General features: G+C 50.6%; 21 protein-coding genes and 1 other RNA gene. 5 read left to right on the forward strand and 17 right to left on the reverse strand.

The window, feature by feature from the left end; all coding sequences use genetic code 11:
* Both aroH and ppsR read right to left on the reverse strand, forming a co-directional pair.
* Positions 1-1,043 (reverse strand): 3-deoxy-7-phosphoheptulonate synthase AroH (aroH, locus tag FDW94_RS15220; RefSeq protein WP_137378022.1); only part of this gene is annotated, 1,043 nt, incomplete at its 3' end.
* Positions 1,044-1,169: 126 nt separating this feature from the next.
* Positions 1,170-2,003 carry a posphoenolpyruvate synthetase regulatory kinase/phosphorylase PpsR gene (gene ppsR / locus FDW94_RS15225; protein ID WP_003832602.1) on the reverse strand — a complete coding sequence of 278 codons (834 nt, stop codon included), beginning with the start codon at positions 2,001-2,003 and terminating at the stop codon, positions 1,170-1,172.
* Between the two features lie 328 nt (positions 2,004-2,331).
* On the opposite strand from ppsR, the gene ppsA reads away from it, so the two are divergent.
* Entirely contained in the window at positions 2,332-4,710 is a 2,379-nt protein-coding gene (gene ppsA / locus FDW94_RS15230; protein ID WP_137377831.1) for a phosphoenolpyruvate synthase, read from the forward strand.
* Positions 4,711-4,777: 67 nt separating this feature from the next.
* Here the strand turns inward: ppsA and fadK are convergent, their stop codons facing one another.
* The 5 genes from fadK to FDW94_RS15255 all read right to left on the reverse strand — a co-directional run bounded on the left by fadK (position 4,778) and on the right by FDW94_RS15255 (position 9,856).
* Entirely contained in the window at positions 4,778-6,415 is a 1,638-nt protein-coding gene (gene fadK / locus FDW94_RS15235; RefSeq protein ID WP_071446893.1) for a medium-chain fatty-acid--CoA ligase, read from the reverse strand.
* 82 nt (positions 6,416-6,497) lie between these two features.
* Positions 6,498-6,791: a ferredoxin ydiT gene (locus tag FDW94_RS15240; protein WP_008784590.1), complete on the reverse strand. Its 294-nt coding sequence runs from the start codon at positions 6,789-6,791 to the stop codon at positions 6,498-6,500.
* A complete protein-coding gene (locus FDW94_RS15245; protein WP_137377832.1) occupies positions 6,788-8,077 on the reverse strand; it encodes an FAD-dependent oxidoreductase in 1,290 nt (429 codons plus the stop codon). Before FDW94_RS15245 ends, FDW94_RS15240 begins: the two co-directional genes overlap by 4 nt.
* 57 nt (positions 8,078-8,134) lie before the next feature.
* Positions 8,135-9,070: an electron transfer flavoprotein subunit alpha gene (locus FDW94_RS15250; protein WP_137377833.1), complete on the reverse strand. Its 936-nt coding sequence runs from the start codon at positions 9,068-9,070 to the stop codon at positions 8,135-8,137.
* Between the two features lie 21 nt (positions 9,071-9,091).
* Positions 9,092-9,856, reverse strand: coding sequence for an electron transfer flavoprotein (locus FDW94_RS15255; RefSeq protein ID WP_020996442.1), 765 nt, complete (start codon positions 9,854-9,856; stop codon positions 9,092-9,094).
* 506 nt (positions 9,857-10,362) lie between these two features.
* Between FDW94_RS15255 and FDW94_RS15260 the strand changes: the two genes are divergently transcribed.
* A complete protein-coding gene (locus FDW94_RS15260; RefSeq protein ID WP_008784594.1) occupies positions 10,363-11,253 on the forward strand; it encodes an AraC family transcriptional regulator in 891 nt (296 codons plus the stop codon).
* Between the two features lie 54 nt (positions 11,254-11,307).
* On the opposite strand, the gene FDW94_RS15265 is transcribed toward FDW94_RS15260, so the two are convergent.
* The 9 genes from FDW94_RS15265 to ydiK all read right to left on the reverse strand — a co-directional run bounded on the left by FDW94_RS15265 (position 11,308) and on the right by ydiK (position 20,566).
* On the reverse strand, positions 11,308-12,459 hold the full coding sequence (locus tag FDW94_RS15265; protein WP_003832619.1) for an acyl-CoA dehydrogenase: 1,152 nt from the start codon (positions 12,457-12,459) through the stop codon (positions 11,308-11,310).
* 13 nt (positions 12,460-12,472) lie between these two features.
* Complete coding sequence (locus tag FDW94_RS15270) at positions 12,473-14,068, reverse strand: acyl CoA:acetate/3-ketoacid CoA transferase (RefSeq protein WP_137377834.1); 1,596 nt, start codon at positions 14,066-14,068, stop codon at positions 12,473-12,475.
* Between the two features lie 155 nt (positions 14,069-14,223).
* Positions 14,224-14,982 (reverse strand): type I 3-dehydroquinate dehydratase, encoded by a 759-nt coding sequence (gene aroD / locus FDW94_RS15275; RefSeq protein ID WP_048235496.1) that lies wholly within the window; start codon positions 14,980-14,982, stop codon positions 14,224-14,226.
* Positions 14,983-15,018: 36 nt separating this feature from the next.
* Positions 15,019-15,885, reverse strand: coding sequence for a quinate/shikimate dehydrogenase (ydiB, locus tag FDW94_RS15280; RefSeq protein ID WP_137377835.1), 867 nt, complete (start codon positions 15,883-15,885; stop codon positions 15,019-15,021).
* Between the two features lie 21 nt (positions 15,886-15,906).
* Entirely contained in the window at positions 15,907-17,142 is a 1,236-nt protein-coding gene (locus FDW94_RS15285) for an MFS transporter (RefSeq protein ID WP_137377836.1), read from the reverse strand.
* A gap of 240 nt (positions 17,143-17,382) precedes the next feature.
* Positions 17,383-18,603 (reverse strand): MFS transporter, encoded by a 1,221-nt coding sequence (locus tag FDW94_RS15290; RefSeq protein WP_032943181.1) that lies wholly within the window; start codon positions 18,601-18,603, stop codon positions 17,383-17,385.
* Positions 18,604-18,651: 48 nt separating this feature from the next.
* Positions 18,652-19,008 carry a YdiL family protein gene (locus tag FDW94_RS15295; RefSeq protein ID WP_008784601.1) on the reverse strand — a complete coding sequence of 119 codons (357 nt, stop codon included), beginning with the start codon at positions 19,006-19,008 and terminating at the stop codon, positions 18,652-18,654.
* 157 nt (positions 19,009-19,165) lie between these two features.
* Positions 19,166-19,273: antisense sRNA RprA (gene rprA, locus FDW94_RS15300), an RNA gene on the reverse strand.
* A 183-nt stretch (positions 19,274-19,456) separates the two neighbouring features.
* Positions 19,457-20,566: an AI-2E family transporter YdiK gene (ydiK, locus tag FDW94_RS15305; RefSeq protein ID WP_003832632.1), complete on the reverse strand. Its 1,110-nt coding sequence runs from the start codon at positions 20,564-20,566 to the stop codon at positions 19,457-19,459.
* 213 nt (positions 20,567-20,779) lie between these two features.
* Between ydiK and FDW94_RS15310 the strand changes: the two genes are divergently transcribed.
* The 3 genes from FDW94_RS15310 (at position 20,780) to FDW94_RS15320 (ending at position 24,509) form a co-directional block, all read left to right on the forward strand.
* Complete coding sequence (locus tag FDW94_RS15310) at positions 20,780-23,836, forward strand: FAD-binding and (Fe-S)-binding domain-containing protein (protein WP_137377837.1); 3,057 nt, start codon at positions 20,780-20,782, stop codon at positions 23,834-23,836.
* On the forward strand, positions 23,833-24,243 hold the full coding sequence (gene menI, locus FDW94_RS15315) for a 1,4-dihydroxy-2-naphthoyl-CoA hydrolase (protein ID WP_008784603.1): 411 nt from the start codon (positions 23,833-23,835) through the stop codon (positions 24,241-24,243). The genes FDW94_RS15310 and menI overlap by 4 nt, the downstream gene beginning before the upstream one ends.
* Before the next feature lie 77 nt (positions 24,244-24,320).
* Positions 24,321-24,509, forward strand: coding sequence for a YdiH family protein (locus tag FDW94_RS15320; RefSeq protein ID WP_003030540.1), 189 nt, complete (start codon positions 24,321-24,323; stop codon positions 24,507-24,509).
* 67 nt (positions 24,510-24,576) lie between these two features.
* Here the strand turns inward: FDW94_RS15320 and FDW94_RS15325 are convergent, their stop codons facing one another.
* Positions 24,577-25,428 carry a Vmh family MBL fold metallo-hydrolase gene (locus FDW94_RS15325; RefSeq protein WP_137377838.1) on the reverse strand — a complete coding sequence of 284 codons (852 nt, stop codon included), beginning with the start codon at positions 25,426-25,428 and terminating at the stop codon, positions 24,577-24,579.
* Between the last annotated feature and the right edge of the window lie 7 nt (positions 25,429-25,435).

A 25,435-nucleotide genomic window follows, 5' to 3' on the forward strand; every position in this document is an offset into this window, starting at 1 on the left:
AAACGGCTATCAACCGCAGAGGCGAGTTTTTCAACCAACAGTTCAGTATCTTCCCAGTTCAGGCACGGGTCGGTAATGGACTGACCGTAAACCAGCGGCTGGCCGCTAACGATTTTTTGCGTACCTTCACGCAGGAAACTCTCCGCCATAATCCCGGCAATCGCCGTCGAACCATTGCGAATTTGCTGGCATACATCATCACAAACGTCCAACTGACGGCGATGCTGCTTCTGGCAATTACCGTGGCTAAAATCGACCACCAGATGCTCAGGCAGGGAAAATTCGTGCAGGGTATCGCAGGCGGCAGCAATATCTTCAGCATAATAATTCGGCTTTTTACCGCCACGCATGATGATATGCCCGTAAGGGTTACCGCTGGTCTGATAAATGGTCATCTGGCCGGTTTTATCCGGCGAGAGGAACATGTGACTGGCGCGGGAGGCGCGAATCGCATCGACGGCGATGCGCGTGTTGCCATCCGTTCCGTTCTTAAAGCCAACCGGGCAGGAGAGCGCGGAGGCCATTTCACGATGGATCTGACTTTCGGTGGTGCGCGCGCCAATAGCTCCCCAACTGATTAAATCAGCAATAAACTGGCCGGTCACCATGTCGAGGAATTCAGTCGCCGTGGGGACGCCCAGTTCGTTGACCTGCAACAGCAGTTTTCGCGCCAGTTCAATACCGTGGTTCACACGATAACTGCCATTCAAATCCGGGTCGGAAATCAGGCCTTTCCAGCCTACGACGGTGCGTGGTTTTTCAAAATAGGTACGCATCACGATTTCCAGACGCGCCTGGTGCTTAGTGCGCAGCGCCTGTAACCGTGTCGCGTATTCCATCGCGGCATCAAGATCGTGAATCGAGCAGGGACCTACGATCACCAGTAAACGGGGGTCTTCACCATTTAAAATTTTTTCTATCCGACGTCGGGAGTCCGTAACATGACGGGCGACGGAGGACGAAACAGGATGCCGTTGCGCAAGCTCTGCTGGAGTGACCAGGTTGTCAATACGCGCAGTACGGAGTTCATCGGTTCTGTTCATTACTTGTCTCAGAAATTTGTTGCTTCAACGGCAGGACTACCGGGAAGTGATGTACATCACAATATCACACTCATCCTGCCTGGTGGCGAGCATAATAACAAAAAATCGAACCAATGCACTAGCATTCTAGTACATGCGGCGATTCAGTCCCATGATATCGAGGATCTTGGTAGCAATCTCTTCTACCGAATAATTGGTACTGTTCAGCCAGGGGATCTGGTTTTTCCGATAAAGCGCTTCCACCTCAGCAACTTCCATACGGCACTGACGCAGCGAGGCGTAACGGCTGTTCTCACGGCGTTCTTCGCGGATGGCCGCCAGGCGCTCAGGGTCGATAGTCAGACCGAACAGCTTATGCTGCAACGGCTTCAGGGAAGTGGGCAGCACCAGATTATCCATATCATCGGCAATAAAGGGGTAGTTGGCCGCGCGGATACCAAACTGCATGGCCAGATACAAACTGGTCGGGGTTTTGCCGCAACGGGAAACGCCGAGCAGGATCACCTGCGCCTGATCGAGGTTGCGCAACGAAATACCGTCGTCGTGGGCGAGGGTGTAGTCAATGGCAGCGATGCGCGCGTCGTACTTGTTGAGGTTACCGGGATTCAGACCGTGCGTGCGGTGGGCGATAGGCGTAGGGTCGAGTTTCATCTCGTGCTGCAGTGGGGCAACCAAGGCCTGCACGATATCCTGACAAAACCCTTCGCTTTGCAGAATGATCGAGCGAATTTCCGGCAGGACGATGGAGTAAAACACTAAAGGGCGCACGCCAGTTTGTTGGTAGATAGCGTCAATCTGGTCTTTAACCGCGCGCGCACGACTCTCATTTTCCACAAACGGCAGCGTAATACTGCTGATCGTGACCGGAAATTGCGACATCACCGCGTGACCCAATACCTCGGCGGTGATGGCCGTACCATCAGAAATATAAAATACGTGACGATCAACAGCATTATCCATTTTGCTCATCCTGGGGCAGATATAATTCTCTGAAAGCATAAATTAAAATTCGCCAGAAGCGAATATTGCGGCATCTATTTTATAAAATGAAACGGTATTTTTATATTTAATGAAAAGTACATTTCATTTTTCGGAACAAATGTTTATACCGGTCATTTTTGTGGTGATCCCGTGTGGCTCGCGGGTTTGCGCAAATGCGGAAACAATCTGAAAAAATAAAAAATAAAGTTGCTTGAACGATTCACCGTTTTTTTCGCCGGAGTAAATATGCCAAGATAATTACGCAAAATTGAGTTTCCTAACCTCGTTCATATATAAGGATTGTTCGATGTCCAACAATGGCTCGTCACCGCTGGTGCTTTGGTATAACCAACTCGGCATGAATGATGTAGACAGAGTTGGAGGCAAAAATGCCTCCCTGGGTGAAATGATTACTAACCTTTCAGGTATGGGTGTTTCCGTACCGAATGGTTTTGCAACGACCGCCGATGCGTTTAACCAGTTTCTGGACCAGAGCGGTGTAAACCAGCGCATTTATGAGCTGCTGGATAAAACGGATATCGACGATGTCACTGAGCTTGCGAAAGCCGGGGCACAGATCCGCCAGTGGATTATCGACACTCCTTTCCAGCCCGAACTGGAAAATGCCGTCCGCGATGCCTACGCGCAGCTGTCAGCGGACGATGCCAATGCCTCTTTTGCCGTGCGTTCTTCCGCTACCGCAGAAGATATGCCAGATGCGTCATTTGCCGGTCAGCAGGAAACCTTCCTCAACGTCCAGGGATTTGATGCCGTACTGGTTGCCATCAAACACGTATTTGCCTCGCTGTTTAACGACCGCGCGATCTCTTATCGTGTTCACCAGGGCTATGACCACCGTGGCGTCGCACTTTCTGCTGGCGTTCAGCGGATGGTGCGTTCTGACCTCGCGTCCTCAGGGGTAATGTTCTCCATCGATACCGAATCCGGTTTCGACCAGGTTGTCTTTATCACGTCCGCCTGGGGCTTGGGCGAAATGGTCGTGCAGGGCGCCGTTAACCCGGATGAATTCTACGTGCACAAACCGACCCTGGCGGCTAACCGTCCGGCGATCGTCCGTCGCACAATGGGATCGAAAAAAATCCGCATGATTTACGCGCCGACCCAGGAACACGGTAAGCAGGTGACCATTGAAGATGTCCCGCAGGAACAACGCGACATTTTCTCCCTGACTAACGAAGAAGTGCAGGAACTGGCCAAGCAAGCGGTGCAGATCGAGAAGCACTACGGTCGTCCAATGGACATCGAATGGGCGAAAGACGGCCATACCGGCAAGCTGTTCATTGTTCAGGCGCGTCCAGAAACAGTGCGCTCTCGCGGTCAGGTGATGGAGCGTTATACGCTGCATGCTCAGGGTAAAATTATTGCTGAAGGTCGCGCCATCGGCCACCGCATTGGCGCGGGTCCGGTCAAAGTCATTCATGACATCAGCGAAATGAACCGCATCGAACCAGGCGACGTACTGGTTACCGACATGACCGACCCGGACTGGGAACCGATCATGAAGAAAGCGGCAGCAATTGTCACTAACCGTGGCGGTCGTACCTGTCACGCGGCAATCATTGCCCGTGAACTGGGGATCCCGGCCGTGGTGGGCTGTGGCGATGCGACCGAGCGTATGAAAGATGGTGAGAAGGTAACTGTCTCCTGTGCCGAAGGCGATACCGGTTATGTTTACGCTGACATGCTCGACTTTAGCGTGAAGAGTTCCAGCGTGGAGACCATGCCGGATCTGCCGTTGAAGGTAATGATGAACGTCGGTAACCCGGACCGGGCTTTCGACTTCGCCTGTCTGCCAAACGAAGGCGTCGGCCTGGCGCGTCTGGAATTTATCATCAACCGCATGATTGGCGTACACCCGCGTGCGCTGCTGGAGTTTGATGACCAGGCGCCTGAGCTGCAAAATGAAATCCGCGCCATGATGAAAGGTTTCGATTCTCCGCGTGAATTCTATGTCGGTCGTCTGACGGAAGGGATCGCAACGCTGGGTGCGGCGTTTTATCCAAAACGCGTCATCGTGCGTATGTCTGACTTTAAGTCCAACGAATATGCCAACCTGGTCGGCGGTGAGCGTTATGAACCGCATGAAGAGAACCCGATGCTGGGCTTCCGTGGGGCGGGCCGTTATGTTGCCGACAGCTTCCGCGACTGCTTCGCGCTGGAATGCGACGCAGTAAAACGTGTCCGTAACGATATGGGCCTGACTAACGTTGAAGTGATGGTACCGTTTGTACGTACCGTTGCCCAGGCGAAAGCGGTGGTGGAAGAACTGGCACGCCAGGGGCTGAAACGCGGCGAGAACGGACTGAAGATCATCATGATGTGTGAGATCCCGTCTAACGCCTTGCTGGCCGAGCAGTTCCTCGAATACTTCGACGGCTTCTCCATCGGCTCAAACGACATGACGCAGCTGGCGCTGGGTCTGGATCGTGACTCTGGTGTGGTTTCTGAACTGTTTGATGAACGTAACGACGCGGTGAAAGCACTGCTGTCGATGGCGATTCGTGCAGCCAAGAAACAGGGTAAATACGTGGGTATTTGCGGCCAGGGACCTTCTGACCACGAAGACTTCGCAGCCTGGCTGATGGAAGAGGGGATCGACAGCCTGTCGCTGAACCCGGACACCGTCGTACAAACCTGGCTGAGTCTGGCTGAACTGAACAAGTAATATCATGCCTTATCCGGCCTATTCAACGTAGGCCGGATAAGATGCGTGAGCATCGCCATCCGGCGCTTTATCCTGTAATACTCTCCACGCTCAAACGCTGAATAATATCCTGACGAAGCTGGTATTTTTGTACTTTACCTGACGCCGTGCGCGGTAATTTCTCCACGATCACAATGTGCTCAGGGTATTTGTACTTTGCCACCCGCTTGCGGCTAAAAAATGCCACCACTGATTCCAGCGACAACGAATGATGCGGAGGTTTTAGAACCACGTAAGCACACGACCTTTCACCTAACCGTTCGTCCGGCATCGCGACAACACAGGCATCGTGAATGCGAGGATGCTGCAATAAAATATCCTCAACTTCGCGGCTGCTGATGTTTTCTCCACCGCGGACAATGATATCTTTTTTCCGTCCGGTGATTTTGATGTACCCCGCATCGTCCATTCGGCATAAGTCGCCACTGTAATACCAGCCGTCTTGATCCAGCGCGCGGGCGGTGAGTTCGGGTTCATCGAGGTAGCCCATAAACACATTGGGACCACGCGAAGCTTCTTCACCTTCTACCCCCGCGGGCAACGTATTGCGTGCTTCGTCGACCACTTTAATTTCGACGCCTGCAGCAGCATATCCGTCGGTATTCATCATGCGAGAAAGCGAATCATCGAGATTGACCAGCGCATGCGGTGAACTCTCTGTCGAGCCATAAATGCTTAATAATTTTATGCCGAGCTGCTGGCAGTCACGGGCAATCTTCTGTGGAATGGTTGTGCCCCCACATAAGAAAAAGCGTAGCGATGAGAGATCGCGTGGTCGTTTTTCCATGCTACACAACATGTCGTAGACGAAGGGCGTTGCGCCGAGCACACAGGTACAGCGTTGTTGCTCCAGCAGTTCAAGACAGGCGGTTGGGGTGAAAATATCTAACAATACGCTGCGTGCGCCGATTAAAAACGGTGCAGTAACGCCATGCAGAAAACCGGTAGCGTGTCCCAGTGGTGCGGGCATCAAAAACACATCCTGCCAGGTGAGATTGAGGCGGGCACAGTAGGCGCGCTCGCTGGCAAGGATGTTGTTGTGGGTCAGCATTACGCCTTTTGGCATTCCCTCGGTACCGGAGGTAAACAACACTGCCGCCAGTTCATCGGCGTGAACATTAATCGTCTGGGTTAAAGGCGGAGCTAAAAGCAGTTGACTGAGCGCCAGCGAGGTCGTTGCCGGAGCTAGTTTATCCACGGCAACGATCTGTTGCAGATGCGGCAACTGGTTTTGTAAGGGGAGGATCAGATCGACCGGTCGGGTCTGTTTAAACAGCGTAGGTGCGAAAAAAATCTTCGCTTTGCACTTATTTAGCACCCATACCAGCTCTGCTTCACGCCACGCTGGCAGCAACGGTACGGAAACGGCCCCGATTTTCAGGCAGGCCAGGTAGATAATCGTAAACTCGCACCAGCCCGGTAACTGGAAGGCAATGCGATCGCCGGGTTGAATACCGCAGGCTAAAAACCAGGTTGCCAGACTGCTGGCCGCGCTGTCGAGTGCAGCATAGGTGTATGAAGCGCCATGGTTATCAACCACGGCGATTTTATCTGGCATGGCTCTGGCAGTTTGGTTCCAGTAATCGCCAAGCGAAGCATCTCCCCATAAACCCTGTTGCCGCCAGACTTCGCGGCGTTCGGCGTTAAACGTTAGTGTGATACTCATGAAGTTATTCCCAGGATGATTTCGGCATACATCTGACCGGATGGCCGGCGTGGCCGATCCGGTGTACTACAGGCAAAATCCATTAGCCGTAGCGAAAATCAACGCCAAATGTTCCGACCGGATATTCCCATTGGTCGAGGATTGTGTCGCCGCACAGTACTCGACACGTTCCGCACTCCAGGCAACCAGCAGAATCAAAATGAATGTTTCCACTCTCGTCCTGCTTATACAGCCCGGCGGGGCAGGCTTTCAGCAGCTTGCGAAATTCATTAAGGTCTGGATGTTCGGCCAGGATAATGTGCGGGTGGCCTTCATTGACATTGAATTTATTGACGCCCAGTTTGACGTCAACGTTAACGGTATTGTCCTGATTCATAGTGCTGTTGCCCCCTTGATACCGTCTTTCAGTAAGTTCAACAGCCCGATTTGTTTTGCGTGGGACATAATCATCTTGCGAACCGGTTGATTTGGACGTCCGTCAACGGTGAACATATCGCTCATGATGTCGGCCACCATACGCGGATACTGGGTGAACAGCCGTGGGTTTTCCATTAACGCCGGGATCTTGCGAAAATGCTGTAAATCACGCATCACACAGCCCTGTTCGAGCGCGCGCTTGTAGTCCATCAGGCTGCTGGCAGAGAAATCCTGGCGTTCTTTTGCTGCAATAGCTGTTTGGGCAGCGGCTTCTGCGGAAGCGATGGCCAAATCCATACCTCGCACCGTGAAACCCAGGTTCAAACAGAAACCGGCGGCATCGCCCACGATCATCACACCGTCATCGACCAGCTTTGGAACCATTGCCAGACCGCCTTCCGGCACCATATGCGCGGAATATTCCAGTAGTTCTCCACCGGCAATCAATGGCCGAATAGTTGGATGTTGCTTAAAGTCTTCCAGCATTTGTGGAATGCTTTTTGTGGCATGGGCAATATCCCCCAGACCACACACCAGACCCAGAGAGATGGAGTCTTGGTTGGTATACAAAAATCCGCCTCCCATCAACCCATCAGACGGTGAGCCTGCAAACAGCCAGGCCGCGCCTTCATTACCTGAAAGATTGAAGCGATCTGCAATGGCCGTTGGAGGTAAGCCGATCAGCTCTTTTACGCCAACGGCATAGTGATGTGCAGAAGAGGGCGGAACCATCCCCAGGGAACGCCCCAGCATAGAGTTGACGCCATCGGCAAGGATGACAATATTGGCTTCCAGGATATCGTCACCGGCCTGAACTCCGGTAACCTTATTACCTTCGCGGATCAGGGCATCGACGCGCACGCCGGGGATGAACTGCACGCCAGCTTGTTCCGCCTTATCCATTAGCCATGGGTCAAGTCTGTTGCGCAAAACGGTATACGAATCCTGCGTTGGTGCGTCAGCTTTTTCACGATGGAAATCGAGAGTGACGGCGCTTTCTTCGGTCAGAAAGGAGATTTTTTCGCGGGTGACTTTACGCTCGAGCGGCGCTTCCTGCGCGAACCCCGGCATGATGCGCTCAAGACTATGTGCATAGAGTCTTCCGCCGGTCATATTTTTACTACCAGCACTGTTACCGCGCTCGATGACCAGTACGTCCAGTCCGGCCTGAGCCATCACGTAGCCTGCAACCGTACCCGCCACGCCAGCACCGACCACAATGGCATCAAATTTTTCATCTGACATGCTTTATGCTCCCTTCCCGCTGCGAGGGCAGCGGGATATGTGCGTTAAATGTGGGGGTTAGCGGCTGAGATGCTCGATAAGAGCCGGAACGACTTTGTAGATGTCGCCGACCAGTCCGTAATCGGCGTAATTGAAAATAGGGGCTTTCTTATCTTTGTTGATGGCAACAATGACTTTCGCGCCGTTACCGCCAACCATATGCTGAATTTGTCCCGAAATGCCGAGGGTGAGGTAAAGGTCCGATTTCAGTAACACGCCAGAAACGCCGATGTAGCGTTCGCGTTCCATCCAGTTTTCGCCTTCGGCAATCGGTCGTGAACAACCCACTTCTGCACCCAGTACAGATGCCAACTGGTGCACCATCTCCAGATCGTTTTGCGCAACCAGGCCGCGGCCCACACCCACCACACGTTTGGCTTTGCTGAGATCCACGCTGCTTACGGATTTGGCGCGACGTTCCTGGCACATAATTTCATGGTGCGGTGCGATGTAAGGTGCAGAGACAACAGGGCAGGTATGTGAAGCATTAGTCTCTACCGGTTCAAGTACACCTGGGGCAAGGGTGATAATTGCCTGAGTTGTTTTGATTTTTTCTTTGCCGAATGCCAGGCCACCGTACATACGGTGTTCTGCGAACAGTGAGCCATCATCAAGCGTTACCGACGTGGCGTCATTTACCATCGCTGCATTGAGCTGAATACTTAACCGCGCACCAAGGGATTTAGCGCGTTTAGTCGCTGGCATCAGCAATAGCCCGGTGTGTTCTTGTATCAGGGCGGCGATGGTCTCGGCAAAATTTTCAACACGCTGTAAACCAGACGTTGTTTCAAGCACGACAATCTCATCGGCACCCAGAGGTTTAACCTGATTGGCCTGTTCGTTGCCTTGTACAATAAGGTGTACCTGTTCACCCCACAGGCGTGCGCCGGCCATTAATTCTGCATAGCGTTCTACGTTATCGCTGAACACCCATACGTTAGCTAATTTACTCATGATAATTTCTCTCCGTTGGGCTTAGTTCAGGGCTTTTTTCAGATGCTCAGCCAGCTCGGCGATGGCTTCTGCTGAGTCATTTTCCAGAATGATGTGCTTACGTTCTGTTTGTGGCGGAACGGTGAGGCTCACCAGTTCTGCTAACGGTGAGGCCGGTGTCCAGCCAATATCGCTGGCTTGCCACGGTGTGACTGGTTTTTTACCTGCGCCCAGAATGGCTTTCATCGAGGGAATACGCGGCGTGTTGATATCCGAGGTTACGCACAGCACGGCGGGGAGCGACAGTTCAATCACTTCAACTTCGTCTTCCAGCGTACGTTCAACCACAATGCGATCGCCGTTACGTTGGATGTTGCTGACGGCGTTAATCACCGGAAGTTGTAAGAGTTCGCCAACCAGTAAGCCAACCTGCTGGGCGTAGATGTCTCCAGACCCTTCGCCGAACAGCATCAGGTCGAATTCAATGTTTTTGGCCGCGCAGGCCAGCGCCTGAGCCGTGTCTCGCGGTAATGAATGCTCCAGTTGGGGATCCTGCACCATAAACAAACTGTCCGGCCCGCGGGACAGTACGTCTTTACGCACTTTGGAGTTTTGCAGTAGCGAGCCGCCAACCGTTAAGGCGACAATTTCATCACCTTCCGCACTAAGTTGCGTCGCGGCCTCTATTGCATTCAAATCAAACTGACTGATTTTGGCATCGGCCCGGTCAAAGTTAAGCGAACGTTCTGGGGTAACAACAATGTCCTGTTCTTCAGGCACCAACTTAAAGCAGGTTATTAGTTTCATGGCATCTCCAGTGATTCTCGTGTGGATGATGACGGGGAGTGACATCATCAACAGTAGGGAAAATTGACTGAAAATAGTGTGCGGCAGAGGGGGACTGTTTTCGACGGGGCAATCTGTTTTCATTCCCAACAATCTTGCAAAAAAAAGGACTTTAGGAATGCTGAGTTTATGAACGTAAAGACGACGTCGGGTGTTAAATTGATAAATATGGAAATAAAATCGAGACGTTTTTTTGAGAAATGGATCATATTTTTATCCGTTTCTGCATGCACTTTGTTTCTGGTGTGTAAATTATTATTGCTGACTTAATAACATTTACACTTTCCTGTTATTTTAAAATAAAAACAATTTGTGCGAGCAGCGTGCTGAAGTTGGAGGTGTCATCTTGCAGACGACGCAAATAATTTTGTTTCGCCTGGACAGAATAACGTTGTATAACGTCTTCATCGTTTTTACTTTTCGATATTAATTATCCGCAAAATTACTGCCTTTCGGTGGAGGTTGTCATGTATCAACGCTGTTTTGATAATGCCATGGAGACCCTTTTTGAACAGGGAAAAACCCCGAGATTTTCGCGATTCGTCATCAGTGATGATCCTAACTGGGAGTCGGGTCATCATGTTCATGACAATGAAACAGAGCTTATCTATGTAAAAAAGGGTGTCGCAAGACTAATTATCGACTCTTCGCTGTATGTCGCACATGCGGGTGACATCGTAGTGATAGAACAAGGGCGGTTACATGCGGTTGCTTCCGATAGCAGCGCACCTGCAACCACTTACACCTGTGCGCTCTACGGCTTTCGTTTTAACGACTGGCAGGAGAACCAACTCTTGCAGATGCACTCGTGTCCGGTTATTAACGTCAGCCAGGGCAAAGAGGTTATTAAAAGTATCTTTAATGAACTGAGTGTTATGATCCCGCAGAGCAAGAATAACCTGACGTCTTCCGCTTATGACGCCTTCGCTTATGCATTAACCGTTTTATATTACGAAAACTTTAAAAATGCTTATCGTTCTGAGCAGGGATATATTAAAAAAGATATCTTAATTAAAGATGTGTTGGTTTATTTAAATAACAACTTTCGAGAGAAAATTACGCTGGAACAGTTGTCTAAGAAATTTCGTGCCAGCGTGAGCTATATCTGTCACGAGTTTACTAAGGAGTATCGTATTTCGCCGATTAATTATGTGATTCAGCGGCGAATGACAGAGGCAAAATTTGCCCTGACGAATACGGAGTCCTCGTTGGCAGAAATTTCCTGGCGGGTAGGGTATGAAAATGTCGATCACTTTGCCAAACTCTTTCAGCGGCATGTGGGTTGTACCCCCAGCGATTATCGTAAGCAGTTTAAAAATAACCTTGTAGAACAGGAATGTTTGATGCCAGAAATATGATTCACCTGGCACGTGCCGGATAACGCATTTGCGCTATCCGGCAAGCATTACTGCTTACTTATTCTGATAATCTTTCAGGATTTGGCGACCCGCGACGTAAATCATGATTTCATCTGTACCACCGCCAATGCGTTCACAGCGGACATCACGCCAGAAGCGGGAAACGCGTGCTTCGTCGGTGTAACCCAGCCCACCCATAATCTGAATGGCGTCATCAATCACTTCCATTGCAGTACGTGCACAATACAGTTTTGCCAGCGCTGCACTGGTGCGCAGAGACTGTTCCTGATCGGCCTGCCAGGCGACTTTTAACACCATATTGCGCATGTTATCGATTTTAATCGCCATCAGCGCCAGTTTTTCCTGGATCATCTGATTGTGACCAATTGGCTTACCGAATGCGATGCGCTGGTTGGCGTAACGGGCGGCATCTTCGAAGGCGCATTCAGCAAAACCGGTACTGCGCGCAGCGTTGATCAAACGTTCCATTTCGAAGTTGTACATGACGTTGAGGAAACCCATGCCTTCCTCTCCGACCATATCGCTTTCGTCCACTTCGACGTCATCAAGATAAACTTCGCAGGTGCTGAGCATATGCCAGCCGATTTTATGCAGCGGATTAACCTTAATGCCGGGTTTTTTCGAATCGACCCACCACAGCGTAAAGGCTTTTTTCGGATCTTTTGGCTCCGGATCGCGGGCCAGTACCAGCATATAGGGATACTCTTTCGCGCCGGTGATAAAGGTTTTCTGCCCGTTGAGATAGACCTTACCGTTTTTGCGAGTGTAGCTGGTGGTCGCGCTGTTGTTGTCGGAGCCAGCTCCCGGTTCGGTTAATGCCAGCGCATACGCTGGATCGCCCGTTTCCATGGTGCTTTCTGCGGTCTTACGCAGCTGTTCAGCGGATCCAAAACGACGCATACTGTGAATGCACTGACCGTTAGTGATCAAAAAAGCGGGTGCGCCGCATTTTGAAACTTCCATCAGCGCCAGCATCTGTGTGACGTAATCTGCCGGGATGCCACCAAACTCTTCCGGAACGCCCAGCATCGAAATACCGTTGTCCGCCAGGGCACGCATAAACTCTTTCGGGTAGGTCGCCGTCTGATCGCAGGTACGGAAATATTCTTCCGGGAAATTGCTGGTAATCAGTTCTCGAATACTGGCAAGCAGCAGTTCTTGTTCTTCAGTTAAAGAAAAGTCCATCAGGGTACTCCTTTTAATTGGCGGCGACGGGTAATACAAAACCCATCGAGGCATCGATAAATAATCTTTCGTCCATCAGCTTCAGATTTGGCGAAATAATTGGCGTGAAATCCATCTTGTCCAGGATGTCTTCCTGTAAAGAGACTCCCGGTGCAATTTCGATTAAATGAAGACCATCTGCTTTTAACGTAAATACAGCGCGTTCAGTGATGTAACGCACATCAAGTCCACGTTCGAGAGCAATTTTTCCGCTGAAAGTCACTTCAGGTAATTCGTTGACGAATTTTTTCACCCGACCTTCCTGCACAATATTTAACTTGCCATCGGCAACTTCCGTTTTCAGACTTCCGGCAGTTAACGTGCCGCAGAAAATAATTTTTTTGGAGGTGGCGCTAATATCGATAAAACCGCCGGTACCCATGATTTTGCCATTGAATTTGTGTACGCCGACGTTGCCGTGGCGATCGACTTCGGCAAAACTTAAATAGCACACGTCCAGTCCACCACCGTGATAGAAGTCAAACTGGGAGGTCATATCCAGAATGGCGCGGGTGTTGACGTTGGCGCCGAAAGCAATACCTTGAGAGGTGATGCCGCCAATCGGACCCGTTTCGACTGTCAGAATAAAATCGTCAGCACAGCCTTCTTCGCGCGCGACGAGGCCAATGCCATCGGCAATGCCTACGCCAACGTTGCCGACCGCACCTTTGCGCATTTCAAACAGGGCGCGTCTGGCCACCAGTTTACGCTGATTGAGCGGCAGGGCAGTCTGTTGGCTGTCATCGAGAACAAAATCGCCAGAGATAAAGCGGTTAACCGGCGCGCCACCATACAGTTGCGTTTGGTCGGGGTCGATGACCACAATATCGACCAGATAGCCGGGAATACGCACCGATTTCGGATGCAACGTGGCTTTCTTCACCATCTTTTGCACCTGCATCATAACGATGCCACCGTTATTGTGTACGGCCTGGGCAATCACCAGCGCATCAAGATACATCACTTCATCTTCAAAGGTGGCGTAGCCTTCACTGTCGCAAGTGGTGGCGCGAATAAAGGCGATGTTTGGCGCAATGGCTTTGTAATACAGGTACTCTTTGTTATCAATTTCCACCAATTTGATCAGATCTTCGGTGGTCACTTCATTCAGCTTACCGCCCTGTTGGCGAGGGTCAACAAATGTACCGATGCCGATATCACTCAGGATCCCCGGCTGGTGAGCCGCCGATGCACGCAGGGTTTGGGTTAATACGCCCTGAGGATAGTTATAGGCGGCAATTTTATTTTGTTCAGCCAGATCGGAGATTCGCGGTGATTGTCCCCAGTGTCCGCATAATGCCCATTTGACTAAACCTTCCTGTGCCAGTGGGCTAATTCCCCGGTCGGCACGGTCACCCAAACCTGTAGGACTAATCAACGCTAAATTTCGCGGTGACTGTGAGTTTTTATATTTTTCAGCCAGTGCATTAATTAATGTTGTTGCTTCGAGAATACCCCCTCCAGCACCTAATACACAAAGCGTTGCTTCATCAGGAATATAATTGACTGCATCTGCAGCGGATAATACGGGTACCCGACCATCTATACGATTTGGCCTTGAAAATTTCATGTGAACTCCAGATTATATGCGTGCGACTACCTGTCGCTATATTCGACAATAATATTGTGAGTTATTTAATAGCGCTTAATTACCGGCCAGATATCCGTGGTTAGACGAATATCTGGGGTAGGGCATTACTGATATTTATATGGATATATCTGTAATTAAGCCTGATGCAATATTGTCAATACAGTACGCAGGTCGGTGACCGAAATTTGTCCTGGTGCGGAGGCTTTTTTTACTGCCCCAAAGGTTGCCGCTGAACCGAAAACCTCACCAGACAGACGTGAAATCACCCCTGTTTTAGCCATCGACATGGTGATTATCGGGCGATCGGCATAGCGTTCTTGCATTTCCAGCGTGGCACTAAGCAGCGTCAGAACATCCGTTTTATTTTGCGGCATCAAGGCAATCTTCGGAATATCTGCGCCCAGCTCCTGCATTTTACGCAGGCGCTGGACAATCTCTTCCGCGGCTGGTGTCTTATGAAAATCGTGATTGGACATAATCACAAAGACATTTTTCGCATGCGCATGCTCGACGGTCGCTTTGACCAGTTCGTCACCGGTAAACAGTTCCAGATCGATCATATCCACCAGACTGCTGTCTACCGCCGCGCGGTTAAGTGCAATATAGTGCTCGACAGACAGAGCCTGTTCACCGCCTTCTTTGGCGCTACGGAAGGTGAAAAGCAGTGGTTTGTCAGCCATCACATCGCGGATGGTGCGCGCAGCTTCCAACACCGCCTCAATGGAAGAGACATCGGCGAAATGGTCTACGCGCCATTCCAGAATGTCGAAATCCGCTTCGCGATAGGCCAGCGCTTCGCTTTTTACCGTGGCGATGTCTTTACCCATCAGCGAGACAATGATCTTCGGCGCACCCTCGCCAATAACGAGGTTTTTTACGGTTACGGTTTTCATTGATTACCCTTTAACTATTGTACAAATGCTTGCCCGTCAGGCGGCAAAACCCATAACCTGTTTCACATACTCCAGTGGGAAATCTTTCCCGGTCCAGAGCTTGAACTGTTCAGCCCCTTGCCACAACAACATGCCGTAACCATCAATTGTTTTGCAACCAGCACTTTGTGCCTGCTGCAATAATTTGGTCATATGCGGGTTGTAGACGCATTCGGTTACCAGCAGTTCCGGACGCAGCAGGGAAGCGTCGGTCACGAGAGATTCATTTTCCAGCGGCTTCATGCCGACTTTAGTGCCGTTGGTCAAAATATCTGCGCTGGCAAGTGCGTCAGCAAAAGCCTGGCGATCGGCGAGATCGATAACAGTGACCACGCAGTTGGTGTTTTCATTGACGCGTTTGGCAAACTCCTGCGCTTTGGCAAAAAACTCATCCTGGCGGTTAAAGAGTTTAATTTCTTTGATGCCTTCAATCGCTGCCTGTGCACCAATAGCCGTCGACGCACCGCCTGCGCCCAACAGTACCATGGTTTTACCTTTGATATCGAAACCACTTTCCTTAATTGCACGAATATGGCCCGTGCCATCGGTATTGTAACCGCGCAGGTAACCATCATCATTGACGATAGTGTTAATTGCGCCGACCAGCTTGGCTGCGGGTGTTAATTCATCAACATACTCACATGCCAGCTGCTTGTTGGGCATTGAGACCCCGGTACCCCGCATCTTTAAGGCCTTCAGCCCGGCAATGGCATTAGCAAACGTTGAGTTATCAACTTCAAATGCCATGTAAGTGAATGGCAACCCCGCTTTTTCTAATGCCTTATTTTGCATTTCAGGCGACAGACTGTGTCTGATAGGGTAAGCCATCAAACCAATCAGTTCATATTTAGCAGTTACGTCCATTTGATACTCCTTCTAAACAATTTATTGAAAATAACGCTCGCCCAACCGCACATCATTTTTGGGAATATCAAATACGCGGTAGTAACGAATAAAGACGATGATGGCGGTGACAAAAGCCAACAGAGCAAATGCAAGGTCCAGCAAAATAATGTATTGCAGACCAATGTTAGAGAGGTATCCGGTGATTAATGGGATAATAAAGTTGGCTACGCCACCCATCATCATATAAATACTGGTGACTTTGGCTTTGCTCTTGGGAAAGAACTCTGACATCACCGAGACACCGAGCTGTAAAATACCGCCAGCGGCAGAGAATCCAATGAGAAATGAACCGGCGTTACATACCAGCGGAGATGGGTATAAATAGATCACGGCTGCGGTGATGGTTGCCAGTCCGGCATTAAATACATTCGCCCAAATAGGCCGTACCCATTTTTTCAACAGTGCGGCAAAGATAAATACGCAGACCAACGACCCCATACTGTAGTAAGAGATTGTTTTCAGTGCGTCGGATTCTGCCATACCGGCAAAGGCCATCGCATATTTCGGCATCCAGACCACGATGACGTAAAAAGTCGAAAAGGCAGCAACACCAAACATGACGGATGCCACACCTTCCAGCCAGACCAACGGTTTACTGTTCATCTGTGGCAGATCTTTTGCGATGCCGGCATCCACCATCTGGCTGGGGAAACGACTTTTTAGCAGCATCAGGGTAATGACTACAAACAACGCACCTGGGATAATGACCGCATAACCGTACCAGATATGGTTGAGCAGCATGGTGCTGACGACGATGGGGTAGATCATCTGCCCAAACGAGACCATAGCTTTCACCAGGATAACGGCTGAGCCAGAGGCTTTAGGGAAGCATTCCATTAACGCCGGGTACCCACCGGTATCCAGTGCCGAGTTTGCCACGCCAACGCAAACGGCCAGAATAAAGGCAATCATCAGATTAGGGCTGGCGGGAATACCGAAGAAGAACAGTATATAAAGAATCGCCCCTAACAGAATGATAGCCCGACGACCAAATTTATCTGAGAGCACACCAAAGAATAAGATGCTCACCAGTCGCCCCAGACCAATGCCTGAAATCAAATAGGCAATTCCTGCATTGTCGGTGGAAAACTTTTCTGCAAGAGAGGTCATATTTTGCGCCAGTGTAATGACGCTAATGCCGTGTAGGAAATAACTTAAATAAATACAGATTATCGCCAAAAGAAATGGCGTATTAAAGGTCTTGCTTTGAGACATTTTCACAACTCCTTGCGGATTTTAAAATTGTTCTGTGCTCGTCGATATTGTTTAAATTGCGGCGACCTTGTAATTAATATACCGGGCGGAAGCCACAGAACCTACATAGCATGGCGTTTAAGTTACCAGGTATATTGCATAACACACTGTGAAATTGAACTCTGCCAGCCGGTGTTTTGTTGATGTTTTAAAACATATGCCAATTATTTTGCAGAAGGGGGGAACAATATTGCATCCACGCTATTCTACGGCTTGTATCATTTTTAGCTGATGCTTTGACGCGATGTGGCTGCGATAACCAATAAATAACGCCAACAGGAACCCAACAGCAGCTATGCCAGTATCAAACCACATGATGTGAGCAATACTGGTTTCTGAGAGTTTTGCTGTTATCAATGGAATGGTGAAGGTCGCAATGCTGCCCGCGCTATAGTAAATCCCGGTCGCTTTACCCTTCGCATGCGGAAAGCGTGCGGCCATGAGCGTTAAACCGATTTGCACAACGCCCCCTGCGGAAGAAAAACCGATGACAAACGCAAAGATAATGACCACGTAGGGTGTCGGATGCAGACAAACCATCAGCAATGCGACAAATGAGATAAACGTATACAGCATCAGCATCGATGTCGCGCGTTCTGCTTTTCGCGCCAGCGGGGCGGTGATCAGCACGCACAGTAGAGAGCCGCAGGTATAAATGCTTAACAGTTTGATAGATAACGTATAGGACATTCCTGCGACAAACTGTCCGTATTGCGCCAGCCACTGGCTTACCAGGTAAAAAGTTGCCATTGCGATGTAGCCGTATAGGGTGTAACTGGCAAGGTCGAGCAGGGAGCAACGATGTTCAGGTTGTGCGGTTTCTCGTTCAGCAGGTTGTGCCCGGATGACGGTATGAGGCCCGGGGTGTGGCGGAAACCGACAGCGAAACAAAAACACGCCGTTGAGTATCATAACGGCAGCCGCCAGCAGGAAGGACCAGCCAAACCAAAGTTCGCTCCACACCAGCAGGCTGATGATCATTGGCAGCAGGAACTGACCGCTGGAGACGAAGGCTTTTATCAAAATATTGGCCGTGCTGGGGGAGCGGGGGAATGCCTCCATCAGGCTGGGATAGGTTCCGGCATCGAGAAAACTGTTTGCCATTCCTGCTAAAAAACCAAAAGCATAGGCAAGAAAAATACTGTGAGTATTGATGATGCCAATAAAGAAAATCAGGTAGCAGGTCATACCAAGGATAATAAATGGTCTGCGACCGTAGCGATCGGAAAGCATCCCTGCCACTAATAAAACGCTTAAGCGGCCGATGCCGAGTGAGGAAATAACAATCGAGACGCCCGCAGCATTGGTTTGCCACTGTTGTTCCAGCGAAGACATATTGAGGCTCATCAGAATGACCCCCATGCCATGCACCAGGTAATTTAGGTACAGCCCTATCGCAGTGGAGAAATAGGTGTTTTTCATAATGTGTTACTCAGCGAAGAGGCTAAATAGGTATGGCGTTGCAATCTCTTAACACATACGCTCGAGATCGTGAGCATAGAGTTCAACAGCAGCCGACTGATAGATTTTCCAGTCGAGAAAACCATCGTGGTGATAAACCGCCTGAAAAGCGTTCAGATCGGGGAAAAAACGCATGGTGTTATTACCGATACGATTATTTATTTTGTCGATAATTGCATTAATTCTTAACTTCCTCCTTGCTTTCATTTCTGAACAAATGCGGATGATGTCTTCTGGAATTTCTCTTTCACCCTTTTCCCATTGCTGCCAGGCGGCAACATTGTTATCGCGCGCGATATACCTGGCGCTTTCTTCCACCGTCATAGCAAAAATATGGCGGATCGCCTGTAGTTCTAATGCGTTCATTATTTGGTCACTTCATAAAAGACGGTGGAATAGTAATAACATTGCTGTGGATATTTCTGCTTGAAGAGAGTCACAGTATTTTGTGCAATATTATTTGTTCCTTGACGGGGAAGATAATGTGTTGGTGCGTTAAGGTTGGTGGAGTGGCGTGCGAAGGACAAAAAAAAGCCCAACGTGGGAGTTGGGCAAAGACTACACACAGCAATTCGTTGTTTCACTCAGGGGATTTCCATGCTTATAAATCAATGTGTTGATCTAAAGCCATGGGCTAATAGTAGGCATAGTGATTTTTTACGTCGATCAGATTCATCTCAATAGTTTAAAAACTGTAAAGAATTTGCGACACAAATGATTATTTAAAGAAGGGCGAGGTTGGGTCTAATCCCGCAAGAGGGAGGATTGATTAGTATTGTTAAACAATCAGGCGGCGCTGCCGCCTGATGTTGGATTACTTATTGCGTTCGATTTCAGCAATTTCTTCGAGGATTTCATCCGGATTGGTACCTGGCGCAGGGGCTTCGTTTACCCAGGCGGAGAACAGACGCCAGGAAACGGCCAGCACTACTGGACCGATAAACAGACCAATCATGCCGAAGGCAATCAGTCCGCCGATGACCCCGGAGAGAATCAGGATCAGTGGCAAATCGGCACCCATACGAATCAGCATCGGTCGAATAACGTTATCCAGCGTTCCGACTACGCCGCTCCAGACCAGCAGAACCGTGCCCCAGGTTGAATCACCCGTCCAGTACAGCCAGATAATGGCCGGAATCAGCACCGGCAACGGCCCCAGTTGCACCAGACAAGACAGGATCATCAATACCGCCAGCAGCGTGGCGTAAGGCACGCCGGTTACCGCCAGACCAATTCCCCCGAGCACTGCCTGCACCAGAGCGGTGACCACAACGCCCAATGCGACTGCGCGAATGGCTTGCGCGGCCAGCAGAATGGCAGCATCGCCACGTTTTGAGGCAAGACGGCAAGCGAAGTGACGAATACCTAATGCGACCTGTTCACCGCGCCAGTACAACAGGGCACTGAACAGCAGCATCAGACCACAGTGCATCATAAAGCGGCCGATATGCGCGGCCTGACCGACAAACCAGGTGGTGGTGGTACCGATATAAGGACGAACCTTGGCCATAATGGCCGAACCGCCCATATCCAGTAAACTGTGCCATGCGCCATACATTTTGGCACCCACCAGTGGAATGCTGTTCAACCATGCCAGATCCGGTAGCGTCATATCACCTGCGGTTACGGCATGGATTAGCGGCCCGCTGCCATCGACGATACTGTTAACCAGCAGCGCGATAGGGATGATGAACAACAGCACTAACAACAGTGTCATCACCAGTACGGCAAGTGAACGACGTCCCCAGAGCAATTTTTGTAAGCGTAGCAGGATAGGCCAGGTCGCAATGACAATCGTACCTGCCCAGGCAAAACCGAGGATAAAGGGCTGAACAATCCAGAGACAGGCCACAATCAGGATGGCTAAAAACAGCACCGATAGCAGCACTTGTGCAATATCCCTGGGCTGACGGAAATTTACCATAAATACTTTTCACCTTTGTCTTTGCGCCAGAACGTTGACGCGACGTGAACACGTTAATCACACTCTATAATGATGAGCAATTTCAGCGGTTTTGAACAGGCGGATTCTGCCTGTAAATCTGCTGAGCGTATTAGAAAAAAATGTGATACAACAAACAAAGCAACACGCAAACGATTAAATTCACAACACAGACCGCAGGAAAGGGTCACTATAATGATTCCACAAATTTCTCAGGCGCCAGGTGTCGTTCAGCTGGTGCTCAATTTTTTGCAGGCGCTGGAGCAGCAAGGATTCACGGGTGATACGGCAACGAGCTATGCCGATCGTCTGACAATGTCGACGGATAACAGTATTTATCAGCTGCTTCCTGATGCTGTCGTTTTCCCTCGTTCAACCGCAGATGTGGCGTTAATCGCCCGTCTGGCGGCAGAACCGCTATTCTCGTCGTTGATTTTTACCCCGCGCGGCGGCGGCACCGGGACCAACGGTCAGGCGCTGAACCAGGGCATTATTGTTGATATGTCCCGCTATATGAGCCGGATTATTGAAATCAACCCGCAAGAAGGTTGGGTGCGGGTAGAAGCCGGGGTGATAAAAGACCAGCTTAACCAGTTTCTGAAGCCATATGGCTATTTCTTTGCCCCGGAGTTATCCACCAGTAACCGGGCAACGCTCGGCGGGATGATCAACACCGATGCGTCCGGGCAAGGATCGTTGGTTTACGGTAAAACTTCCGATCATGTGTTGGGCATCCGTGCGGTGCTGATGGGCGGTGATATTCTGGATACCCAGCCCATGCTGGTCGAGCTTGCCGAAATGCTGGGTAAAAGCAATACCACGATTGGCCGTATCTATAAGACCGTTTATGAGCGTTGTCGTGATAACCGACAGCTGATCATGGATAAATTCCCGAAACTTAATCGCTTCCTGACGGGTTACGATCTGCGGCACGTCTTTAACGATGAGATGACCGAATTTGATTTAACCCGCATTCTTACCGGCTCTGAAGGTACGCTGGCGTTTATCACCGAAGCCCGCCTTGATATCACGCCACTGCCCAAAGTCAGACAGTTGGTTAACGTTAAGTACGATTCGTTTGATTCGGCGTTGCGTAACGCGCCGGTGATGGTGGAAGCGCGCGCATTGTCGGTAGAAACCGTCGATTCCAAAGTACTCAATCTGGCGCGTGAAGACATCGTCTGGCACTCGGTAAGCGAACTGATTACCGATGTCGCGGATAAAGAGATGCTGGGCCTGAATATTGTCGAGTTTGCCGGTGACGACGAAACCTTGATTAATTCGCAGGTCAGCGCACTCTGCGAACGTCTGGATGGGTTAATCGCTCGTCAGGAAGCGGGCGTTATTGGCTGGCAGCTATGTACCGAACTGGCGGGCGTCGAACGAATTTACGCCATGCGCAAAAAGGCTGTCGGTCTGCTGGGTAATGCAAAAGGTTCCGCGAAGCCCATTCCGTTCGCCGAGGATACCTGCGTTCCTCCGGAGCATCTGGCTGACTATATTGCCGAGTTTCGCGCGCTGCTCGACAGCCATGGCCTGAGTTACGGCATGTTCGGCCACGTGGATGCTGGCGTGCTGCACGTCAGGCCGGCTTTGGATATGTGCGACCCGCAGCAGGAAGTGCTGATGAAACGCATTTCTGATGATGTCGTCGCGCTGACGGCAAAATATGGCGGTCTGTTGTGGGGTGAGCACGGGAAAGGTTTCCGTGCGGAATACAGTCCGGCGTTTTTCGGTGATGAACTGTATCGTGAACTGCGCAAAGTGAAATCGGTGTTTGATCCGCAAAACCGGCTCAACCCCGGCAAAATCTGTCCACCGGAAGACGTTGATGCGCCGATGATGAAAGTGGACGCGGTGAAACGCGGAACGTATGACCGTCAAATCCCGCTGGCCGTACGCCAGGAGTGGCGTGGGGCAATGGAGTGTAATGGCAACGGGTTATGCTTTAACTTCGATGCGAAAAGCCCCATGTGTCCGTCGATGAAAATCAGCCTTAACCGTATCCATTCTCCGAAAGGGCGAGCTACGCTGGTACGTGAGTGGCTGCGTCTGTTGGCCGATCGCGGGATCGATCCTGTGCAACTAGAAAAAGAGCTACCGGAGAAACGCGCCAGTTTACGCACGCTGATTACCCGTACCCGCAACAGCTGGCATGCGCGCAAGGGCGAATACGATTTCTCGCACGAAGTAAAAGAGGCGATGTCAGGGTGCCTGGCGTGTAAAGCCTGTTCCACACAGTGTCCGATTAAAATTGATGTGCCGGAGTTCCGCTCACGCTTCCTGCAACTGTACCACACGCGTTATCTGCGCCCGTTGCGCGATCATATGGTGGCGACCGTTGAGAGCTATGCACCGCTAATGGCGCGGGCGCCTAAAACGTTTAACTTCTTCATCAATCAGCCGCTGGTGCGAAATCTGGCTAAAAAGCACATTGGAATGGTTGATTTACCGCTATTGTCTGCGCCGTCGCTGCAACGCCAACTTGTGGGGCATCGTTCCGCCAATATGACGCTGGAACAGCTCGAATTACTCAGCCTCGAGCAAAAAGCCCGTACGGTGCTGGTGGTGCAGGACCCTTTCACCAGCTATTACGATGCGCAGGTGGTCGCTGATTTTATACGTCTGGTAGAAAAACTGGGTATGCAGCCGGTACTGCTGCCGTTTTCGCCAAATGGCAAGGCGCAGCACATTAAAGGCTTTTTAAACCGTTTTGCCAAAACGGCGAAAAAGACATCCGAGTTTCTTAACCGGGTAGCGAAGCTGAATATTCCGATGGTGGGTGTTGATCCGGCGCTGGTGCTTTGTTATCGCGATGAATACAAGCTGGTGCTGGGAGAACAGCGGGGTGATTTCCATGTACTGCTGGCCAACGAATGGTTATCAAAAGCTGTGGAAACACAGCAGTCAGTCGCTGTTGGCGGTGAACCGTGGTACTTCTTTGGCCACTGTACCGAAGTGACGGCTTTACCGGGCGCGCCTGCACAATGGGCGGCTATTTTTGCTCGCTTTGGCGCAAAGCTGGAGAACGTCAGCGTGGGGTGCTGTGGTATGGCTGGCACTTACGGTCACGAAGTGAAGAATCACCAAAACTCATTGGGTATCTATGAGTTATCATGGCACCAGGCAATGCAACGATTGCCACGTAACCGTTGTCTGGCTACAGGGTACTCCTGTCGCAGCCAGGTTAAACGCGTTGAAGGTACGGGCGTTCGCCACCCATTACAGGCACTGCTGGAGATTATAGGATGATCTGGAAACGTGAAGTCACACTCGAGGCGCTTAATGCCATGGGTGAAGGAAATATGGTTGGGTTGCTCGATATTCGTTTTGTGCACATTGGCGACGATACGCTGGAAGCTACGATGCCAGTGGACCATCGCACCAAACAACCCTTTGGATTGTTACACGGCGGCGCATCCGTGGTGCTGGCGGAAAGCATTGGTTCGGTAGCTGGCTACTTGTGTACTCAGGGTGAGCAGAAAGTGGTGGGCCTGGAGATCAACGCCAACCATATCCGTTCTGCACGGGAAGGGCTCGTCAGGGGCGTATGTCGCGCGTTACATACAGGTTCTCGTCACCAGGTGTGGCAAATAGAAATCTTCGATGAGCAGGGTCGATTGTGCTGCACGTCGCGTCTGACGACCGCAATTTTGTGATGCATATTGCTTTTGGTCATTATCTGCACAGGGAATGGTGTTATACTGTGCAGGTTTTGAACACAAGCGAGGATGATATGTCTACCCAATTAGACCCTGCCCAACTGGCAATAGAATTTTTACGTCGTGATAAAACCGATCTTTCACCGGCTCAGTACCTGAAAAGGCTGAAACAGCTTGAGCTGGAGTTTGCAGATCTGTTGGCGCTCTCTTCCACTGAACTGAAAGAAGAGATCTATTTTGCCTGGCGCATGGGCGTTCATTGATTCCGGTATGCTTATCGTAACGAAACCCCGACACGCGTTCGGGGTTATTTTTTGCCTTAAATCTTCATTACCACTTCATCTCGCCGCTATTAACCTTCGCACTTAGTTCCAGCGAGCTTACGTCTGCAAGGCCTGGCCATGCTGCCGTCATGGTTTTAATCACATAATCCGATCCTTTTTTCGCCCCTAGCGCCTGCTCAAACGACTGCAAATAGTCCTGGGTGAAGCGAATAGCTTTATTACCGGTTGGGCGGTCGCCAATGTAATGACCCGGGACCACCTGAGTGGGCTGTAAGCCCTGCATTTCGCTCAGTACGCTACGCCATGCACTACGTTGTTGTTCAGACTGTGTATCCGCCGTCCAGACGTGAATACCTGAAGCCACGCCTGTGCCGCCAATAATGGCCCGATTCGCCGGGATCCAGATATACGCTGCATAATCGTTGGTGTGACGCAGTTCCAGCGTTTCGCCATCAACCGTGAACTGCGTTTGCGTAGTCGCCTGCGGAACGGTGAGCGATGTTGGTGCGCCATCCTTCATTTGCGGGCCCCAGAACTGCAGCTTGGCCTCTTTGGTGGCGCGGATATGGTCTACCACCTGCGGCGTTGCCAGGACTTTTACCTGTGGGAAGGCCTTAACGATGGGCTCCAGACCAAAATAGAAATCTGGATCGCCGGAGGTGATCACAATAGCCTTCAGCGTTTTACCGCTGGCGCGAATCATTTGCACCAGTTGTTCACCGTCTTTGGTACTGAACTGGGCGTCAAACAAAATCGCCTCTTTTGGGCCAGACACCAGCGTCGAAGAAACCGGGAAAATAGCCTTATCCTGTGGATTATAGACGTCCAGCTGTAGCGGCGCGGCGAAAGCTGAAGATGCAAACAGAGGTAACAGCAGGGCCAGAGTTTTAACTTTCATGATAGGT

This window comes from Citrobacter sp. wls757 (assembly GCF_005280935.1).
Lineage (GTDB): Bacteria > Pseudomonadota > Gammaproteobacteria > Enterobacterales > Enterobacteriaceae > Citrobacter > Citrobacter portucalensis.

Coding starts and splice junctions, on each gene's coding strand:
- fadK (WP_071446893.1), bottom strand. CDS start 6,415: ATGAGTATCACACTAACGTTTAACGCCGAACGCCGCGAAGTCTGGCGG.
- FDW94_RS15250 (WP_137377833.1), bottom strand. CDS start 9,070: ATGAGTAAATTAGCTAACGTATGGGTGTTCAGCGATAACGTAGAACGC.
- FDW94_RS15260 (WP_008784594.1), top strand. CDS start 10,363: ATGTATCAACGCTGTTTTGATAATGCCATGGAGACCCTTTTTGAACAG.
- FDW94_RS15310 (WP_137377837.1), top strand. CDS start 20,780: ATGATTCCACAAATTTCTCAGGCGCCAGGTGTCGTTCAGCTGGTGCTC.
- FDW94_RS15255 (WP_020996442.1), bottom strand. CDS start 9,856: ATGAAACTAATAACCTGCTTTAAGTTGGTGCCTGAAGAACAGGACATT.
- FDW94_RS15245 (WP_137377832.1), bottom strand. CDS start 8,077: ATGTCAGATGAAAAATTTGATGCCATTGTGGTCGGTGCTGGCGTGGCG.
- menI (WP_008784603.1), top strand. CDS start 23,833: ATGATCTGGAAACGTGAAGTCACACTCGAGGCGCTTAATGCCATGGGT.
- FDW94_RS15265 (WP_003832619.1), bottom strand. CDS start 12,459: ATGGACTTTTCTTTAACTGAAGAACAAGAACTGCTGCTTGCCAGTATT.
- aroD (WP_048235496.1), bottom strand. CDS start 14,982: ATGAAAACCGTAACCGTAAAAAACCTCGTTATTGGCGAGGGTGCGCCG.
- FDW94_RS15325 (WP_137377838.1), bottom strand. CDS start 25,428: ATGAAAGTTAAAACTCTGGCCCTGCTGTTACCTCTGTTTGCATCTTCA.
- ppsR (WP_003832602.1), bottom strand. CDS start 2,003: ATGGATAATGCTGTTGATCGTCACGTATTTTATATTTCTGATGGTACG.
- FDW94_RS15240 (WP_008784590.1), bottom strand. CDS start 6,791: ATGAATCAGGACAATACCGTTAACGTTGACGTCAAACTGGGCGTCAAT.
- ydiB (WP_137377835.1), bottom strand. CDS start 15,885: ATGGACGTAACTGCTAAATATGAACTGATTGGTTTGATGGCTTACCCT.
- FDW94_RS15320 (WP_003030540.1), top strand. CDS start 24,321: ATGTCTACCCAATTAGACCCTGCCCAACTGGCAATAGAATTTTTACGT.
- ppsA (WP_137377831.1), top strand. CDS start 2,332: ATGTCCAACAATGGCTCGTCACCGCTGGTGCTTTGGTATAACCAACTC.
- FDW94_RS15270 (WP_137377834.1), bottom strand. CDS start 14,068: ATGAAATTTTCAAGGCCAAATCGTATAGATGGTCGGGTACCCGTATTA.
- FDW94_RS15290 (WP_032943181.1), bottom strand. CDS start 18,603: ATGAAAAACACCTATTTCTCCACTGCGATAGGGCTGTACCTAAATTAC.
- FDW94_RS15285 (WP_137377836.1), bottom strand. CDS start 17,142: ATGTCTCAAAGCAAGACCTTTAATACGCCATTTCTTTTGGCGATAATC.
- FDW94_RS15295 (WP_008784601.1), bottom strand. CDS start 19,008: ATGAACGCATTAGAACTACAGGCGATCCGCCATATTTTTGCTATGACG.
- ydiK (WP_003832632.1), bottom strand. CDS start 20,566: ATGGTAAATTTCCGTCAGCCCAGGGATATTGCACAAGTGCTGCTATCG.